Annotated in this window: 15 protein-coding genes; 7 read left to right on the forward strand and 8 right to left on the reverse strand. The window is 72.6% G+C overall.

The window, feature by feature from the left end; translation table 11 throughout:
• Positions 1 to 96: 96 nt before the first annotated feature.
• Positions 97 to 3825, forward strand: a complete 3729-nt coding sequence (locus AC3ANN_RS03090; RefSeq protein WP_488339550.1) for a methionine synthase — start codon at positions 97 to 99, stop codon at positions 3823 to 3825.
• Positions 3826 to 4049: 224 nt separating this feature from the next.
• Here AC3ANN_RS03090 and AC3ANN_RS03095 read toward each other — a convergent pair whose 3' ends face one another.
• From AC3ANN_RS03095 to AC3ANN_RS03110, 4 genes are read right to left on the reverse strand one after another with little or no spacing between them, the layout of a single operon-like run.
• On the reverse strand, positions 4050 to 4526 hold the full coding sequence (locus AC3ANN_RS03095) for a DUF6578 domain-containing protein (RefSeq protein WP_488339551.1): 477 nt from the start codon (positions 4524 to 4526) through the stop codon (positions 4050 to 4052).
• 34 nt (positions 4527 to 4560) lie between these two features.
• Positions 4561 to 4989 (reverse strand): hypothetical protein, encoded by a 429-nt coding sequence (locus AC3ANN_RS03100; protein ID WP_488339552.1) that lies wholly within the window; start codon positions 4987 to 4989, stop codon positions 4561 to 4563.
• A gap of 25 nt (positions 4990 to 5014) precedes the next feature.
• Positions 5015 to 8179, reverse strand: a complete 3165-nt coding sequence (locus AC3ANN_RS03105) for an ATP-binding cassette domain-containing protein (RefSeq protein WP_488339553.1) — start codon at positions 8177 to 8179, stop codon at positions 5015 to 5017.
• A gap of 1 nt (position 8180) precedes the next feature.
• A complete protein-coding gene (locus AC3ANN_RS03110) occupies positions 8181 to 8729 on the reverse strand; it encodes a hypothetical protein (RefSeq protein WP_488339554.1) in 549 nt (182 codons plus the stop codon).
• A 76-nt stretch (positions 8730 to 8805) separates the two neighbouring features.
• Between AC3ANN_RS03110 and AC3ANN_RS03115 the strand changes: the two genes are divergently transcribed.
• Entirely contained in the window at positions 8806 to 9714 is a 909-nt protein-coding gene (locus AC3ANN_RS03115) for a 1,4-dihydroxy-2-naphthoyl-CoA synthase (protein ID WP_488339555.1), read from the forward strand.
• Between the two features lie 88 nt (positions 9715 to 9802).
• The gene (locus tag AC3ANN_RS03120; RefSeq protein WP_488339556.1) at positions 9803 to 10957 is read left to right on the forward strand and encodes an AMP-binding protein; all 1155 of its coding nucleotides are present in this window, start codon (positions 9803 to 9805) and stop codon (positions 10955 to 10957) included.
• Positions 10958 to 10976: 19 nt separating this feature from the next.
• Here the strand turns inward: AC3ANN_RS03120 and AC3ANN_RS03125 are convergent, their stop codons facing one another.
• Together AC3ANN_RS03125 and AC3ANN_RS03130 are read right to left on the reverse strand one after the other, a co-directional pair.
• The gene (locus AC3ANN_RS03125; RefSeq protein WP_488340898.1) at positions 10977 to 11252 is read right to left on the reverse strand and encodes a VOC family protein; all 276 of its coding nucleotides are present in this window, start codon (positions 11250 to 11252) and stop codon (positions 10977 to 10979) included.
• Entirely contained in the window at positions 11183 to 11359 is a 177-nt protein-coding gene (locus tag AC3ANN_RS03130) for a VOC family protein (RefSeq protein ID WP_488340915.1), read from the reverse strand. Before AC3ANN_RS03130 ends, AC3ANN_RS03125 begins: the two co-directional genes overlap by 70 nt.
• Positions 11360 to 11553: 194 nt before the next feature.
• Here AC3ANN_RS03130 and AC3ANN_RS03135 point away from each other — a divergent pair, with 194 nt between their 5' ends.
• Positions 11554 to 12534: a 1,4-dihydroxy-2-naphthoate polyprenyltransferase gene (locus AC3ANN_RS03135; RefSeq protein ID WP_488339557.1), complete on the forward strand. Its 981-nt coding sequence runs from the start codon at positions 11554 to 11556 to the stop codon at positions 12532 to 12534.
• Positions 12535 to 12768: 234 nt separating this feature from the next.
• Here AC3ANN_RS03135 and AC3ANN_RS03140 read toward each other — a convergent pair whose 3' ends face one another.
• Positions 12769 to 13059: a DUF4229 domain-containing protein gene (locus tag AC3ANN_RS03140; RefSeq protein ID WP_488339558.1), complete on the reverse strand. Its 291-nt coding sequence runs from the start codon at positions 13057 to 13059 to the stop codon at positions 12769 to 12771.
• Positions 13060 to 13158: 99 nt separating this feature from the next.
• On the opposite strand from AC3ANN_RS03140, the gene AC3ANN_RS03145 reads away from it, so the two are divergent.
• The 3 genes from AC3ANN_RS03145 (at position 13159) to AC3ANN_RS03155 (ending at position 16423) form a co-directional block, all read left to right on the forward strand.
• Positions 13159 to 13644 (forward strand): PLDc N-terminal domain-containing protein, encoded by a 486-nt coding sequence (locus AC3ANN_RS03145; RefSeq protein ID WP_488339559.1) that lies wholly within the window; start codon positions 13159 to 13161, stop codon positions 13642 to 13644.
• A 67-nt stretch (positions 13645 to 13711) separates the two neighbouring features.
• Positions 13712 to 15520 carry a 2-succinyl-5-enolpyruvyl-6-hydroxy-3-cyclohexene-1-carboxylic-acid synthase gene (gene menD, locus AC3ANN_RS03150; RefSeq protein WP_488340899.1) on the forward strand — a complete coding sequence of 603 codons (1809 nt, stop codon included), beginning with the start codon at positions 13712 to 13714 and terminating at the stop codon, positions 15518 to 15520.
• A 39-nt stretch (positions 15521 to 15559) separates the two neighbouring features.
• A complete protein-coding gene (locus AC3ANN_RS03155; RefSeq protein WP_488339560.1) occupies positions 15560 to 16423 on the forward strand; it encodes a PPK2 family polyphosphate kinase in 864 nt (287 codons plus the stop codon).
• Between the two features lie 6 nt (positions 16424 to 16429).
• Here AC3ANN_RS03155 and AC3ANN_RS03160 read toward each other — a convergent pair whose 3' ends face one another.
• Entirely contained in the window at positions 16430 to 17191 is a 762-nt protein-coding gene (locus AC3ANN_RS03160) for a class I SAM-dependent methyltransferase (protein ID WP_488339561.1), read from the reverse strand.
• Between the last annotated feature and the right edge of the window lie 55 nt (positions 17192 to 17246).

The following is a 17246-nucleotide window of genomic DNA, read 5'->3' on the forward strand; positions in this document are numbered from 1 at the left end:
GCGACACCCGAAGCGCCAAGGGCCGGGCTCGGGGTGAAGAGTCACGGTCGGTCACGGACGACGGCGGGGACGGATGCCGCGACTAAACTCGCGCGGGTGACCGCCGCCCCGCCGACCGCCCGCTTCGCCCTCGACATCGAGGGCGTGCCGCGCCCCACGCGCGCGCAGGCGCTGCTCGACGCGGTGCACGAGCGCGTCGTCATCGCCGACGGGGCGATGGGCACGATGCTGCAGCGGCACGACCTGTCGATCCAGGACGACTTCGCCGGGCTCGAGGGCTGCAACGAGATCCTCAACGTCACGCGGCCCGATGTGGTGGGCGCGATCCACGACGCGTACCTCGAGGTGGGCGTCGATGCGGTCGAGACGAACACGTTCGGCGCGAACTGGTCGAACCTCGGCGACTACGGCATCGACGACCGCATCGCCGAGCTCGCCGAAGCCGGTGCCCGCATCGCGCGCGAGCGCGTCGAGGCGGCTGAGACCGCCGACGGGCGGATGCGCTGGGTGCTCGGGTCGATGGGTCCCGGCACGAAGCTCCCGAGCCTCGGCCATACGACGTACGACCACCTCAAGCAGACGTTCGCGCTGCAGGCCGAGGGACTCATCGACGGCGGTGCCGACGCCTTCCTCGTCGAGACCTCGCAGGACCTGCTGCAGACCAAGGCCGCGATCAACGGGTGCCGGCAGGCGATCGTGAGCCGCGGCATCCGTCTGCCGATCTTCGTCGAGGTGACGGTCGAGACGACCGGGACCATGCTCATGGGGTCCGAGATCGGCGCCGCGCTCACCGCCCTCGAGCCGCTCGGCGTCGACGCGATCGGGCTGAACTGCGCGACAGGCCCGACCGAGATGAGCGAGCACCTGCGGCACCTGTCCAAGCACGCGTCCGTGCCGATCGCGTGCATGCCGAACGCGGGGCTGCCGGTGCTGACCTCCGACGGCGCGCACTATCCGCTGTCGCCTGCCGAGCTCGCGACGGCGCACGAGCAGTTCGTGCGCGAGTTCGGGCTGAGCCTCGTGGGCGGATGCTGCGGCACGACGCCCGAGCATCTGGCCGCGGTCGTCGAGCGGCTGCACGGCGGCGGCGTCCCTGTCGTCTCACGAGCGATTCGCGACGATCTGCCGCAGGACGACTCGATGCGGTGGACGTCGCTGGCCTCGCGCTCCCGCTCACGGATCGCCGGGGCGCCGGCCCCCGTCGTCGACCCCGACCCCGGGGTGGCGTCGCTCTACCAGCACGTGCCGTTCCGGCAGGATGCCTCGCACCTCGCGATCGGCGAGCGCACGAACGCGAACGGCTCGAAGGCGTTCCGCGAGGCGATGCTCGAGGAGCGGTGGGACGACTGCGTCGAGATCGCGCGCAATCAGATCCGCGTCGGCGCGCACCTGCTCGACGTGTGCGTCGACTATGTCGGCCGCGACGGCGCAGCCGACATCCGCGAGGTGGTCTCGCGCCTCGCCTCCGCCTCGACGCTGCCGCTCGTGATCGACTCGACCGAGCCCGCCGTGATCCAGGCGGGCCTCGAGCTCATCGGCGGGCGTCCGATCGTGAACTCGGTGAACTACGAGGACGGCGACGGCCCGGCATCCCGATTCGGCCGCATCATGCCGCTCGTGAAGGAGCACGGGACCGCCGTCATCGCCCTGACGATCGACGAGCACGGCCAGGCGCGCACGACCGAGGACAAGGTGCGCATCGCCTCGCGCCTCGTCGACGAGCTGACCAGCGCGTGGGGCATGCGCGTCGAGGACATCGTCGTCGACTGCCTGACGTTCCCGATCGCGACCGGGCAGGAGGAGACCCGCCGCGACGCGATCGAGACGATCGAGGCGATCCGCCGGATCAGCGCGAAGTACCCCGGCATCAACACGACGCTCGGCGTCTCGAACGTGTCGTTCGGGCTCAACCCGGCCGCGCGCAGCGTGCTGAACTCGGCGTTCCTGCACGAGGCTGTCGCCGCGGGCCTGACCTCGGCGATCGTCGACGCCGCCAAGATCGTGCCGCTCGCCTCGATCTCGGACGAGCAGCGCAAGGTCGCGCTCGACCTGGTGTGGGATCGCCGCGAGTACGACGCCGACGGCAACGTCACGTACGACCCGCTCGCGCGCATGCTCGACCTCTTCGCCGGCGTCGACACCGCCGCGCTGCGCGACCAGCGCGCTGCCGAGCTCGCGGCACTGCCCGTCGGCGAACGGCTGGAGCGCCGCATCATCGACGGCGAGGGCAAAGGTCTCGAGGCCGACCTCGACCTCGCCCGCGCCGGGGGCCTCGCGCCCCTGCAGATCATCAACGACCACCTGCTCGAGGGCATGAAGGTCGTCGGCGAGCGGTTCGGCGCCGGCGAGATGCAGCTGCCGTTCGTGCTGCAGTCCGCCGAGGTCATGAAGACGGCGGTCGCCCTCCTCGAGCCGCACATGGAGAAGACGGATGCCTCGGGCAAGGGCCGCATCGTCCTGGCGACGGTCCGCGGCGACGTGCACGACATCGGCAAGAACCTCGTCGACATCATCCTCACCAACAACGGCTACGACGTCATCAACCTCGGTATCAAGCAGCCGATCGCCGACATCATCGCGGCGGCGGAGGAGCACGACGCCGACGTGATCGGCATGTCGGGGCTGCTCGTGAAGTCCACCGTCGTGATGAAGGAGAACCTCGAGGAGCTGCAGTCCCGCGGCCTCGCGAAGAGGTGGCCCGTGATCCTGGGTGGCGCCGCGCTCACCCGCGCCTACGTCGAGGACGACCTCGCCTCGCTCTTCGACGGCGAGGTGCGGTACGCCCGTGACGCGTTCGAAGGGCTCGCGCTGATGGAGCCGCTCGTGAAGATCGCCCGCGGCGCGTCGCCCGACGAGGTCGGCCTGCCCGCGCTCAAGAAGCGCCGTCACGCGGCGGGCTCCAAGCTCACGCTGACCGAGCCCGAGGCCATGCCGGCGCGCTCGGACGTGGCATCCGACAATCCCGTGCCCGCCCCGCCGTTCTGGGGAACGCGCATCGTCCGCGGCATCGCTCTGCACGACTACGCCGCGTTCCTCGACGAGCGGGCGACGTTCATGGGGCAGTGGGGTCTCAAGCCCGGCCGCGGCGCGGACGGCGCGTCGTACGAGGAGCTCGTCGAGACCGAGGGCCGGCCGCGGCTGCGGTACTGGCTCGATCGCATCCTCGCCGAGGGCATGCTCGACGCTTCGGTGGCGTACGGCTACTTCCCGGTGGTGTCGGAGGGGAACGACGTCGTCGTGCTGCACCACGGCGACGACCCGGCCGGCGTGCTCGGCGCCGGCGGGCTGCTCGCGCCGGACGGTGGGTCGGGAGGCGCCGTGGGAACGGAACGACTGCGGTTCCACTTCCCGCGCCAGCGCCGCGACCGGCACCTGTGTCTCGCCGACTTCGTGCGCTCGCGCGAGTCCGGGGCGGTCGATGTCCTTCCGGTGCAGCTGGTGACCGCCGGCGCCCACATCGACTCCGTCACCGCGAAGCTCTTCGCCGAGGACCGGTACCGCGACTACTACGAGCTCAACGGGCTCGTGATGCAGCTGACCGAGGCGCTCGCCGAGTTCTGGCACGCGCGCATCCGGTCCGAGCTCGGGTTCTCGGGCGAAGACCCGACAGAGACCGCGGGTCTCTTCAAGCTCGAGTACCGCGGCGCCCGCTTCTCGCTCGGATATCCCGCGTGCCCCGACATGGAGGATCGACGCAAGGTCGTCGAGCTCCTCCGGCCCGAGCGCATGGGCGTCGAGCTCAGCGAGGAGCTGCAGCTGCACCCCGAGCAGTCCACCGACGCCTTCGTCTTCCACCACCCCGAGGCGAAGTACTTCTCGGTCTGAGCGTCCCACCCTGGGACAGCGAGTTCACGAGTACGCTCCGCAGGAGATATGCGGTCCGGCAGGACGGCTCGGGCGGGTGCGTCCTGTGGAGGGCGGGTTCTCCTGTGAGAGCGGGACAGTGAACTCGTGACGGTCCCCACGGCCCGTCCACTCGCCGCTGGCGCGTCGAGCGGAGCCTCCGGTCGCGTGGGCCCAGCCGCAAGCCGCGGCATCCGGCATCCGTCTCAGTCGGTCTCGACGTCGACCAGGTAACCGCTGAGTCCGCGTGGCGGCGGTGGGGTGGCGGGCGACTCGTCGCGCGGCCGCCACGGTACGTGCGGCGCCGGGTGCAGGCGCGCGGTGCCCGGGATGCGCTCGAAGATCGTGACGTACGGATCGCGCGCGCCCGCCGTTGCCCAGACGCCGTTGCCGAGCGAGAGCCGCTCGGGCGGCTGGTGATGGGCACGCGGCTCGCGCCGCTCCGAATGATCGATCGTGACGCCGTGGACCGCGGTCACGACGCCGGTGAGCTGCTCCGGACCGGGCTCGTCGTGGTGCGACTCGACCGCGGCGACGCTGTCCACGAGTTCGGGACCGAGCATCTCCTGAAGCCACGGGCCGGCATCCCGCCAGACGTTCAGGGTCACGTGGTCGCCGGCGGCGAGCGTGTCGCCGCAGCAGTCCCATTCCCACGAGCTGAGCCACACGCGCGTCGCGGTCATGCGGTCACGCTACGGCACTCGGCCGCGGCATCCGTCATTCCGGGGTGATCTGCACGGTGACGTTCGGCGGCGGTGCCCCGTGGACCCATGCGTCGGGCGAGCTCGTGAAGAACGCCCAGATGCTGACGATGGCCACCGCGAGCGGGAGCACCCACATCGCCGTGGCGGCGCGCGACAGGATTCGCGTGATGACTGCGGTGTCGGTCGACTTCGCCGCCCGTCCGACGGCGACGACGAACACCACCGCCATCGCGAGCCACACCAGAGGTGACGGATTCAGTGCGGCGGTGTAGCAGACGGAGTCCCCAGCGGGATCGGGGGCGAGGCATCCGCCTGCGCTGCCTCGTGCGAACAGGCCGTAGAGCACCGCCCACAGCAGCCCTCGCTTGGCGAGCGACCGGATCTCTGGCACGTAGTGCCCGATGAGGGGCGGGGGTGCTGCGACTGCGGTCGTCGTCGTCATGGTGCCCTCCGTGCCTGCTCGACTGTCACTGTAGAGCGTGCGCGTGCTGCGACGCGAGCGCGCGGCCCGCCCTGGCGAGCGGCTTCGCGCGGCGCAGCGCCGCGAGCACCGGACGGCCGACGGCCAGGATGCCGATGACCGAGGTGATCGCGCGGAGGGTGTCCCACGTCAGGGTCGAGGTCACGAGCGAGTAGAGCAGGAAGCTCGAGAGGTTCGTGCCGATCGCTCCGCCGGGCTCGTACGAGATGCCCGTGCCGTAGCCGACCGCGAAGGGCCAGAACCACAGGTTCATCAGGAGCCCGAAGGCGTACGACGCGATGACGCCGTAGACGCACAGCATCGCGATCTCGGCGTGCGGTCCGATGCGGCGGGGGAGCAGGCCGGCCCCCGCGCCCACCCACGCGCACGCGAACATCTGGAACGGCGTCCAGGGCCCGAAGGTTCCGGTGACCAGCGTCGAGAGCGCGATCGTCGCGATGCCGAGCAGCAGCCCGAACCGGGCGCCGAAGGCGCGGCCGGCCAGGATCAGCAGGATGAAGACCGCCTCGACGCCGCCGACCCCCGTGCTCGCGACCCTGACCGCCGCGCCGATCGCCGCGAGTGTGCCGAGTAGGGCGAGCATATGGGCGCTCCGCACGGTCTCGTCGAGGGTCGCGACGACGACGAGGGCGGCGAGGGGTGCGAGCGCGAGTGCGGCGACCGGCACGGCGGCGTACGCCTGCGCGGGCACCGCTGATGCGACGAGCGGCCAGCAGAACGCCGCGAGGGTCACGAGGTTGGCGGCACCCAGGGCAAGCGGCGCCAGCCCGCTCGTGGTGGCCCGCGCGCGAGCGTGCCACAGCTCCGCCCCGACTCGGCGTGCACGCGCCGTTTCTGAGGCGCTCCCGTGCGCCGCGGGGGCGTCAGCAGGAGCTGATGAAGGCCTGCTGACGGATGCCGCGTCCGACAGCGGCTGCGCCGCCACCCGCTCGCGCGGCGCCACACCTTCCGGCGGCGGCGCGACCGCGCGGCCTGGGGCGGTCCACGACTCCGCCTCAGCGTGAGGCGCGCTCGGGCGGATGCCCGGAGCCGTGGAGGTGACGGAACGGTCAGGCGGAGTTGTGGCACGAGGCGTGGCGGTACGCGCGACCGAGAGCACGCCCGCCTCCATCCGCAGGGTGCGGTCGCCCAGTGCGGCGACCTCGGGCTCGTGCGAGGCGACGAGCACCGCGGTTCCCGAGGCGGTCAGGCCGCGGAGCGCCTGCCACACGACGGCGCGCGCTGCCGGGTCGAGACCGCGCGTCGGCTCGTCCACGAGCAGCACGGCGGGGTCGCCCGCGAGCTGGAGCGCGAGTGCCAGGCACCGCCGCTCGCCGACGGAGAGATCGCGCGGATGCCGGGCCAGGCGCGCCGCGAACTGACGGCTTCCGGGGTCGAGCCCGAGGAATCCGGCGAACCGCGCCGCCGTTGCTCCCCGTCCGACGGCCTTCGACAGAGCGGGTCCCCCGAGCTGAGGAGCCGAACGGGTGGATCGGGCGTCAGCCCGGCGAGTGCCCTCGTCCGGGGGTACGCGGTGTGTCTTGGCGGCCCGGTGATCGGCCCGGCGGCATTCCGCGGCGACCGTGTCGTACACGAACAGGTCGTCCGAGGCATCCGGAACCAGCGCCACGCGCCCGGACGCCTCGATCGCCGCGTCGCGCGGAGGAAGCGCAAGCGCGGTGAGCAGACTCGACTTGCCGGCGCCGTTGTGACCGACGAGGGTGACGAGCTCGCCCGCGCTGAGGTCGAACGTGACGGATGCCACGGCCACCGTCCCCCCGTGCCGCACGGTGACGTCGCGCGCGGTGAGCACCGGTCCGGCGCCGGCGCCGGCGCCGGCGTCGGCGCGCAGGGGCATGCGCCCGGACGTGGGGGTGCCGGCCTCGACGTTCGCCCACCGCGCGTGGTGGCCCGCGGTCGGGACGGCGTCGCCTCGTTCGTCGACGTGGCGCAGCCCGAGGCTCGGCACCTCGATGACCACGCCGTCCTCGATCCGCAGCCAGCCGTCGGCGAGGGGCGCCAGGGCGTCGATGCGGTGCTCGGCGACCACGACGCACAGGCCGGCCTCGTGCGCGAGCCGGTCGAGGAGTCCGGCGACGCGGACGCGCGCGTCGGCATCGAGGTCGGCCAGCGGCTCGTCGACGAGCAGCAGGATCGGGTGCTCGACGATCGCCGCGGCGATCGCGACCAGGGTCGCCTCGCCCGCCGACAGCCCGCGTGTCGGCCGGTCGAGCAGTCCGCCCACGCCCACGCGATCCGCGATCTCGGCCACCCGGGCGGCCACGATCACGGGCGCGACGCCCCGCAGCTCGAGCGCGAGCCCGATCTCTTCGCGCACGCGCTCGGTCGCGAAGGCGTCGCGGGGATGCTGCAGCACGACGCCCACGCGCTGCGCGAGGTCCCGCGGCGGGACGGAGCCCCGGTCGTGTCCGACGACCCGCAGCGATCCGGTCGCCCACCCGCCGTCGACATGGTCGTGCAGACCGGCGATCGCGCGCAGCACCGTCGATTTTCCCGAGCCGGTCGGCCCCGACAGCAGCGTGAGCGCGCCCGGCGCGAGCAGCAGCGACGGCACGCGGACGAGGGACGCGGCATCCGTCCCTTCGAACGCCAGCTCGACGTCGTGCGCCTCGACTGCCGTCCGGCAGTCCCCGTCGAGCCCGCGCCCGGCGAAGCCCCGCAGCTCGAGGGCAGCGGCGACGTTCGCGGCCCGCTCGAGGGTGCGCTGCAGCAGCGGCATCAGCATCCGGATGCCGCCGCGCTCACCGCGCAGACGCTGGGCGAACCGCACGGCCCGGGCGCCCTCGGCGAGCGAGGGGAGCGTCGCCCACGCGATCGCCAGCGCCCGGGCGAGTCCCCGCAGCGCTCCGCGCCGCGCCGCCCGCGCGAACAGCCGCGCCACGTCGACGACCGAGTTCACCAGCCCGAACGCGAGGATGCCGAGCGCGATCGGCAGCGCGCTCGCCGCGGCATCCCACAGTCCGTCCGTCGTGACGGGCCCGAGCATCACGACGTGCGCGAAGGGCGGCGGCAGCCGCAGCTCGGGCAGCGGCAGCAGCACCGCGCCGGCGCCGTCGGCGCCGTGGAAGAGCACGCGGTACACGACCCGGACCACCACGAACCCCGCGGCGAGCACCGCCGCGGCGCGCAGGGGACCGGGCCGGAACGTCATGTCACGACGTCGGTGCGGCGGGCTCGCCGTGCAGCGTGAAGAGCAGCTCGACGGCGTCGCCGGGCTCGAGCGGCAGGGTGGGCAGGCCCTCCTGCGCGTACTCCCATTCACCGCCCGCGGGCATGACCCACAGCGACCAGTATGCGAACGCGGCCGGCATCGCCGCGCACGTCTCGAAGTAGTCCGAGCCGTCCTCGGCGGGGATCGCGGTGTCTTCGGCCGGCACGCCGTCGACCCGGCACACGACCTGGTCGCCGTACTCCTCGGTACCCTCGGTCTCGACGCCGGCGAGCAGCAGCGCGTCGGCGCCGGTGATCGGCTCGGCGGTCACGACGCACTTCTCGCTCGGTTCGCCTTCGAGCGCCGAGGCGTCGACCACCACGGTCACGCCCTCGTCACCCGTGCAGGCGCCGTCCGTGGTGACGCCGGCGCGCGCTTCGCCGGTCGGGGTGGGGCTCGGCGTCGGCGCGGGCGAGGCGCATGCGGCGAGCGAGAGCAGCAGGACGAGGGACGCCGCCGCGGCGGCGACGGTGCGAAGCTTCGAGGTCACCGATCCAGGGTAGGTCCGGGCGCGTCGCGACCGTGGCCAGATGACGCTGTCTGTCGCCTCGCCGTAGGCTGGCGGCGTGAGCGTTTCGGAGCTGTTCGACGAAGACGAGTGGGCGCCGGCGCCCGGACAGCCCGAGGGCGGCTACACCGACATCACCTCCCACGTGTCGAAGGACGGCCGCATCGCGCGCATCGCCTTCGACCGGCCGGAGGTGCGCAACGCCTTCCGCCCGCACACGGTCGACGAGCTGTACCGCGCCCTCGACCTCGCTCGGCAGGATCCCCGCATCGGCGTCGTGCTGCTGACCGGCAACGGCCCGAGCCCGAAGGACGGCGGGTGGGCGTTCTGCTCGGGCGGCGACCAGCGCATCCGCGGCCGCGACGGGTACAAGTACTCCGAGGACGAGGGATCCGTCGCCGACCCGGCGCGGGCCGGTCGCCTGCACATCCTCGAGGTGCAGCGCCTCATCCGCTTCATGCCGAAGGTCGTGATCGCGGCGATCCCGGGGTGGGCGGCCGGGGGAGGACACTCTCTGCACGTCGTGTGCGACCTGTCGATCGCGTCCGCCGAGCACGGACGGTTCAAGCAGACCGACGCCGACGTCGGCTCGTTCGACGCCGGGTACGGGTCGGCGTATTTCGCACGGCAGATCGGGCAGAAGTTCGCGCGCGAGGTGTTCTTCCTCGCGGAGGAGTACTCGGCGCAGCGCGCGTACGAGATGGGCGCGGTCAACCGCGTCGTGCCGCACGCCGGGCTCGAGCGCGAGGCCGTCGCGATGGCCCGCACGATCCTCACGAAGTCGCCCACCGCGATCCGCATGCTGAAGTTCGCGTTCAATGCCGTCGACGACGGCATGGTCGGGCAGCAGGTGTTCGCCGGCGAGGCGACGCGCCTCGCGTACGGCACAGACGAGGCGGTCGAGGGTCGCGACGCGTTCCTCGAGAAGCGCGACCCGGACTGGTCGCCCTACCCCTGGCACTTCTGATGCACACGCTCCGCGAGACTTCACGATTGTCACCGGATCCGCCGCGAAACGTCACAAACGTGAAGTCTCGCGCGCACTGGGGTCGGCGATGAAGCTCCAACCGGTGCTCGGCGACGACCCCCGCGAGATCCTGCGAGGGCTGCGCGGCGCACTGCACGGCGCCGGACCCGCGCTCGGGCTGGGGCTCGTGAGCGACCTGCCCGGGGAGGTTCGCGCCGGCACCGCGGTGGTGGTCACGACGTCGGGCTCGACGGGGATTCCCAAGAGCGTCGTCCTCAGTCGCGACGCGCTCATCGCGAGCGCGCTCGCGACCGCCGAGCGCATCGGCGACGGCGCGTGGCTGCTCGCGCTGCCGGCGAGCTACGTCGCCGGGCTCCAGGTGCTCGTGCGGTCGCTCGTGGCCGATCGAGAGCCCGCGATCCTCTCGGGTGCCTTCACGCCGCAGGCGTTCGCGGCGGCTGCGCTCATGATGGTCTCGACCGAGCACGGGGAGCGCGTGCCCACCTATACGTCTCTGGTGCCTGCGCAGTTGTCGAAGCTGCTCGACGCGGCCGAGCACGACTCGACGGTCGGGGCCGCGCTGCGCTCGTTCGAGACGATCCTGGTGGGCGGCCAGGCGCTCCCGGCGGCGACGCTCGACCGCGCCGAGGCCGCGGGCGCCCGCATCGTCCGCACCTACGGATCCACCGAGACGTGCGGCGGCTGCGTGTACGACGGCAGTCCGCTGCGCGGCGTGCGGGTGCGCATCTCGCGGGGCGAGGTGCAGATCTCGGGGCCCGTGCTCGCCGACGGCTACTTCGGCGACGCCGAGAGAACGGATGCCGCGTTCCCGCGCGATCCCGACGGCACCCGGTGGTACCGCACGGGTGACGCCGGGCTCTTCGAGGACGGCGTGCTGCGCGTGCGCGGGCGGATCGACAACGTCATCGTCTCGGGCGGCGTCAACATCTCGCTCGATCGCGTCGAGCGAATCGTCCGCACGATTCCGGGACTCGACGAGGCCGTCGTGGTCGGGGTTCCCGACGCGCGCTGGGGCGAGGCATCCGTCATCGTCGCCAGCCGTGGTGAGGCACTGCGCCGCAGCGAGGCGGTGCAGCTGGAGGAGGCGCGCGCCGCGGTGCAGCACGAGATCGGCCCGCACGCTCGCCCGTCGCGCCTCGTGCTCGTCGACGAGCTCGAGACGCTGCCCTCGGGCAAGCCCGACCGCGAGGCCATCCGCCGCGCGGTGATCGCGCTGCACTGACTCCGCGCGGACGCGCTGCTCAGGTCTGCGGGTACGGGCCCGTCTGCACGACGCAGAACCGGTTGCCCTCGGTGTCTTCGAGCACGACCCAGTCGGCGTCTTCGGGGTAGTCGTCCCAGTCGACGTCGCGCGCGCCGAGTCCACGCAGCCGCTCGATCTCGGCCGCCTGATCCTCGGCGTAGAGGTCGAGGTGGATGCGCGGCGGGTAGTGCTGCGGGTACCCCGTCACCGACAGCGCGAGGCTCGCTCCCGGCGCCGCCCAGTTCGCTTTGCCGGGGGATCGAGGATCACCCAGTCGTCGCTCGGCTCGCTGCGGTTGACGTACCCGAGTGCCGCGCGCCAGAACGCGCCCGCGCGGTCGATGTCTTCGACGGTCAGCACGATCGATCCGATGCTCAGCATGGCGTCCATCCTGCGCGGTGCCGCCGACATCCGCCACGGGGTTGTGCGTGTCCCGATCTCGCTTACTAAGGCGGTCGGAAAGCGCCTGCATCGGGACACGATCGCGAGAAACCGGGACACGGGACGGATGCCGAGGCCGGCTCTGCGCTCGCGTGATCGGGGCGCCATCGGCGCGGCGCCTATGATGTGCATTCGTGGCAGGAACCTCGAGCAAGAAGCGCAAGAACACGGGCCCCAAGAAGCAGGCTCCGCGCGGCAACCCGCAGAAGGCGCACGTGCCGCGCGACCCGGCACGAGTCCAGAAGGCGACCGCGCGCGACTGGGTCGCGGCCGCGCGGCTGCGCACGCTGCCGCTCGCGGTCACTCCCGTGCTGATCGGCACCGGCGCGGCGATCCTCGTCGAGGACCTGTTCCACTGGGTGATCGCGCTGTTCTGCCTCATCGTGTCGGTGTCGCTGCAGATCGGCGTGAACTACGCCAACGACTACAGCGACGGCATCCGCGGGACCGACGACTTCCGCGTCGGACCCGCGCGCCTCACCGCGTCGCGCAAGGCGAAGCCCCGCGCGGTGCTGTTCGTCGCGCTCGCGTTCTTCGCGATCGCCGCGCTCGCGGGGCTGGCCCTCACGGTCCGCACCCAGCAGTGGTGGCTGCTCGCGGTCGGCGCGGTCTGCATCCTGGCGGCGTGGTTCTACACCGGCGGCAAGCGGCCGTATGGCTACTACGGGCTCGGCGAGCTGTTCGTGTTCGTGTTCTTCGGGCTCGTCGCGACGCTCGGCACCACGTGGGTGCAGGCGCTCGCCCTGCCTCAGGAGGCGTGGTTCGGCGGGATCGGAGCGGGTCTCCTCGCGTGCGCGGTGCTGCTCGCCAACAACCTGCGCGACATCGATCAGGACCGCGCCGCCCGCAAGCGCACCCTCACCGTGCTGATCGGCCGCACCGCGACGCGCTGGCTGTTCACGGTGTTCGTGCTCGGTGCGTTCGGCATCGCCGTCTTCCTCGCGCTGTTCTACCCCATCGCGTGGCTGACCCTGCTGGCGCTCCTGGCCGGTCTCCCCGCGATCCTCATCGTGTGGACCTACCGCGACCCGAAGGAGCTCGTGGTCGCCCTCGGTCTCACATCGCTGACGTCGGTCGCGTACGGCGCGTTCCTCATGTGGGCCTTCATCGGCTGATCTCGCCGTCCGCCCTCCCACCCGATCGAGTCGGGGTTCCGCAGTCGCTTTCCGCGCCTCCGCGCCTACTCGCGTCGCCGTTCACGACTGCGGAAGCAAGAGCGCTTTCGTTCCGCAGTCAGGAGGTACGGGTCGCTGGACGCGCGGGTCACCGCAGGCGACTGCGGAAGCAAGAGCGCAGCGGGTGCCGTGGACGGAGGCGAGCGGATGCCTCGGCCGGCGCGCGGCGCGCGGTCAGGCCTTGTCGGGCTCGTCGTTCGCCGCGGCGTCGGCGGCGGCATCCTCGGCCTCTTCGTCGCTCGCGGCGGCGCGCGACTTCGCGCGGCGGTCGGCGAGGCCGGCCGTCACCTCGTCGAGGGGCTTGCGCAGGAAGAGGATCGACAGGCTCAGCCCGATGAGCGCGGCGAAGATCGCGGCGAGCCAGTAGTACGTCTGCATGACCGGGAACAGCATGAGGATGCCGAACGGCACGAGGAACGCCAGCAGCCGCAGCACCGAGTAGACCAGGGCCGAGCGCGCTTTCACCCGACAATCCTACGTTCACGCGGGGCCGTCCCGGCTTCGGTTCGGTCACGAGACGTCCGCGGGCGCCCGGAGGCCGCGCCCCGCGCCTAGGATGGATGAATGGCGAGGGGACTGCTGATACTGGCCCTGGTGGCGGCCGTCTTCTGGGTCTTCACCATCGTCGACTGCGCCGTGCAGCCCCCGTCGCGCCACCGCGGCGTAAGCAAGCCGGTGTGGCTCCTCATCGTCGTGCTGCTGCCGGTGCTCGGCGGCATCCTCTGGCTCGTGGTGGGCCGGACCCGCAAGTCCGCGGTCGTGGCGCGCCGGGCTCCCGACGACGACCCCGAGTTCCTCGGGCGCATCGGCACGATCAGCGATCAGGACGAGCGCATCCGCCGCCTCGAAGAGGAGCTCGCGCAGCTCGACGCCGAGGACGACGACCCGCGGAACACCCCGGGCGGCATCGGCGCATCGAACGACGCCCCGACCGACGCCGCCGCAGGTCCCGCCGCCGACGGACCCGGCACCGCTCCGCGACCCGAGCCCCCGGCGCACCCCGCCGACGGGGAGGACGACAGCCGCGGTCAGCGCGGAGCCGTCGGCTGACGTGACGTCCGAGGCGAGCGCCGACCCGAGCGGCGCGACCGATCCCGAGGGCGCGCCCGGCGCGCCGATCGACGCCGCACTGCCCGGCGGTGCTCCCGCGACCGATGCGGCCGCGGCCCTGCTGTGCCGCCTCGTGGAGCTGGGTGTGCGACACGTCGTGCTGAGCCCCGGATCTCGCTCCCAGGCCCTCGCGCTCGTCGCGGCCGAATTCGAGCGGCGCGGCTCGCTGCGCCTGCATGTCCGCGTCGACGAGCGCGTCGCGGGCTTCACAGCCCTCGGCATCGGACGAGAGACCCGGATGCCGGCTGCCGTGGTGTGCACGTCGGGCACTGCGGTCGCGAACCTGCTGCCGGCGGTGCTCGAGGCGTATCACGCCGGGGTGCCGCTGCTGCTTCTCACCGCCGACCGCCCGCCGGAGCTGCGCGGAGTGGGCGCGAACCAGACCACGCGCCAGCCGGGGATGTTCGCGCCAAACGTGCGCTGGGAGGCCGATCTTCCCGTGCCCGAAAGCCTCGACCCCGACGGGGACGCGGAGCAGAGCGCGATGCTGCGCGTCGTCGCCGAGGAGGCGGTCGCGGCCGCCCTCGGCTCGGGGCTCCGCTCGGCAGGACCCGTCCACCTCAACCTGCCGTACCGCGAGCCCCTGTCGGGCGCGCTCCCGGCGTGGATCGGCGTCCCGGCGGCGGAGCTCGCGGCGACGGCCGACGAACATCCCGACGGACCCCCCGCCGACGCACCCGGTGAGGTAGAGCCGTCCGGCGCGCTGTATCAGGGCGGCGGAGGGATCGGCGAAGCCGACGTCGCCTCCGAGCCCGACGAGGCGCCTCTGATCCTCTCGCGAGGGCCCCGCACGGTGGTGCTCGCCGGTGCCGATGCGGGCGCTGACGCCGAGGTCCTCGCCCACGCCGGCGGTTGGCCGCTCATCGCCGAGATCGTCAGCGGCGCACGGTTCGGGCGTCACCTCGTGCACGGGTACCGCGAGCTGCTGCGCGACCCTGGACTCGGCGGCCGCATCGAGCGGGTCGTCGCGCTCGGCCACCCGACCCTCAGTCGTGAGGCGGCGGCGCTGCTGTCCGACCCGGATGTCGAGATCGTGGCGCTGCGCGGGCCGGGAGAACCCCTGAACCTCAACGGCACGACGATCGCCGCCGACGCCGTCGCGGTGGCGCCGGGCGACCCTGATCGCGAATGGCTCGGCGCGTGGATGCAGGCCTCGCGTGAGGCATCCGTCGACCTGGCCCCTCCCGCGCCCGACGCCGAGGGGCTCGCGTCGGCGGTGCCGGGCGAGCGGCTCGGCGCGATCGCGAACGAGCTCGCCGCGATCCGCGCGCCCCTTGACCGCGTCGCCGTCGTCGACGCGGTGTGGCGGGCCACATGGCCGCACGACCGCCTCGTGTTCGGGTCGTCCCGGCTCGTGCGCGTGGCCGACACGGTGTTGCCGGGCAAGAAGGTGCCGGTGCACGCGAACCGCGGGCTCGCGGGGATCGATGGCACGGTCGCCACGGCGACCGGGATCGCGGCGGCGAGCCAGGCGGGCGGGCGCCCCGGGGTCACCCGGGTGCTGCTCGGCGATCTCGCGCTTCTGCACGATGTCGGCGCGCTGCTGCTGCCGCCGGACGAGGAGGAGCCGCGCCTGCAGGTGATCGTCGGCAACGACGGCGGCGGCACGATCTTCGACGCGCTCGAGGTGGCTGCCGTCGCGGGCCGCGCCGCGATGGACCGCGTGCTGTACACGCCGCAGACCGTGCGCCTCGAGCAGCTCGCGCTCGCGTACGGCTGGCAGTACCACCGGGTGACGACACGTTCCGCCCTCGACCAGGTCCTGACGTCGCCGGTCTCGGGGCGCCAGCTCATCGAGGTCCCGCTCGAACGCTGATTCCCGCGCCGGGCGCCGGGCGTCCGCCATGATGGCTCCATGATCGCCAAGAGCCAGAAGCATTGGACCGGAGACGTGCGCGACCTGCTGCGCGTCGCGGAGGGGTTCGCGCTCGCCGACGTCGACCCGCGCGCGACGCCCGGGTACGAGAGAGACAAGGTGCACGCCGCCGACGACCTCGCCGCCGGTGCGCTCCAGCTCGACGAGTACCAGGAGCGCCTCTACGCCCGCAGCCGGGTCGATGCCACGCACGCGTCCGTCCTGCTGGTGCTGCAGGCGATGGACTCGGCCGGCAAGGGCGGCATCATCCGCCACGTCGTCGGGTCGGTCGATCCGCAGGGCATCGACCTGGCGGCGTTCAAGAAGCCCACGCCGGAAGAGCTCGAGCACGACTTCCTGTGGCGCGTCGAGCGCCGGCTTCCCGAGCCCGGGATCATCGGGGTCTTCGACCGCTCCCACTACGAGGACGTGCTGATCGGCCGCGTGCGGGAGCTCGCGCCGGCCGACGAGATCGAGCGCCGCTATGGTGCGATCAACGAGTTCGAGAAGCGCGTGACGGATGCCGGAACCCGGATCGTGAAGGTGATGCTGCACATCTCGCCCGAGGAGCAGAAGGAGCGGCTCATGGAGCGGCTCGAGCGCCCCGACAAGCACTGGAAGTACAACCCGGGCGACGTCGACGAGCGGGAGCTGTGGCCGCGGTACATGGCCGCGTACCAGACCGTGTTCGAGCGCACGTCGACCGAGCACGCGCCGTGGTTCGTGGTGCCGGCCGACCGCAAGTGGTACGCGCGTCTGGCTGTGCAGCACCTGCTGCTGGAGGCCCTCGAAGACATCGACCCGCAGTGGCCGGCCGCGACGTTCGATGTCGAGGCCGAGAAGCAGCGCCTCGCCGCGAGCTGACGTCGTCTACGGCGCGACGCCGCGGGCCGCCCAGGCGGTTGCGGTCACGTCGAACGGCCCGGCCGGCAGCAGCTCGGCGCACCGCGCCCGCACGCGCTCGCGGTCGTCGGGAGAGAGCGCGGCGAGCTGGCGGCCCGCGGGGGCGACGCCGAGGGTGTACGGCTCCCACCATTCGTCGAACCCGGCGTGTGCCACGGTGACGCTGAGCTCAGTCTCGCTGACGTCGAGGCACCCGGCGTCGCGCAGCAGCTGCGCGAGATCGCCGCGGCGGGCGCCGACCCGATGGGTCTCGTCGTCGATGCCGTCGACGGTCGAGGTCAGGGCGTCGAAGAACGTGCTCTGCGGGGCCCGGTGCCCGGCGAAGTCCCACACGCACGCGGCGACCACGCCGGCGGGACGCGTGACCCGCACCATCTCGCGGGCTCCGGCCGCGGCATCCGTCATGAAATGTACGACGAGCTCGGCGAGCGCGGCCGTGAACAGGTCGTCGTCGAAGGGGAGGGCCTCGGCGGTGCCGTGACGGATGTCAGCCCACGGGAAGCGTGCGCTCGTCGCCGCGACGAACGACGCCGACGGGTCGACGCCGGCGACCTCCGTCTCGCCGTAGCGGCGGGCGAGGACGGCGGTCATCGCGCCCGTCCCGCAGCCGACGTCGAGAGCGCGTCCGCCCTCGGGCGGGGCGGCCCACTCGACGAACCGCTCGGCGAGCGGCTGCGAGAAGCGGCCCATGAATCGGTCGTACGACTCTGCGGCGACGTCGAACGTCATGCCGAGAGTGTACGCGCGGGCAGTCGATGCGGTATAGATGCTTGCGCCGTGTAGT

Source organism: Microbacterium sp. STRO-2N (assembly GCF_057747775.1).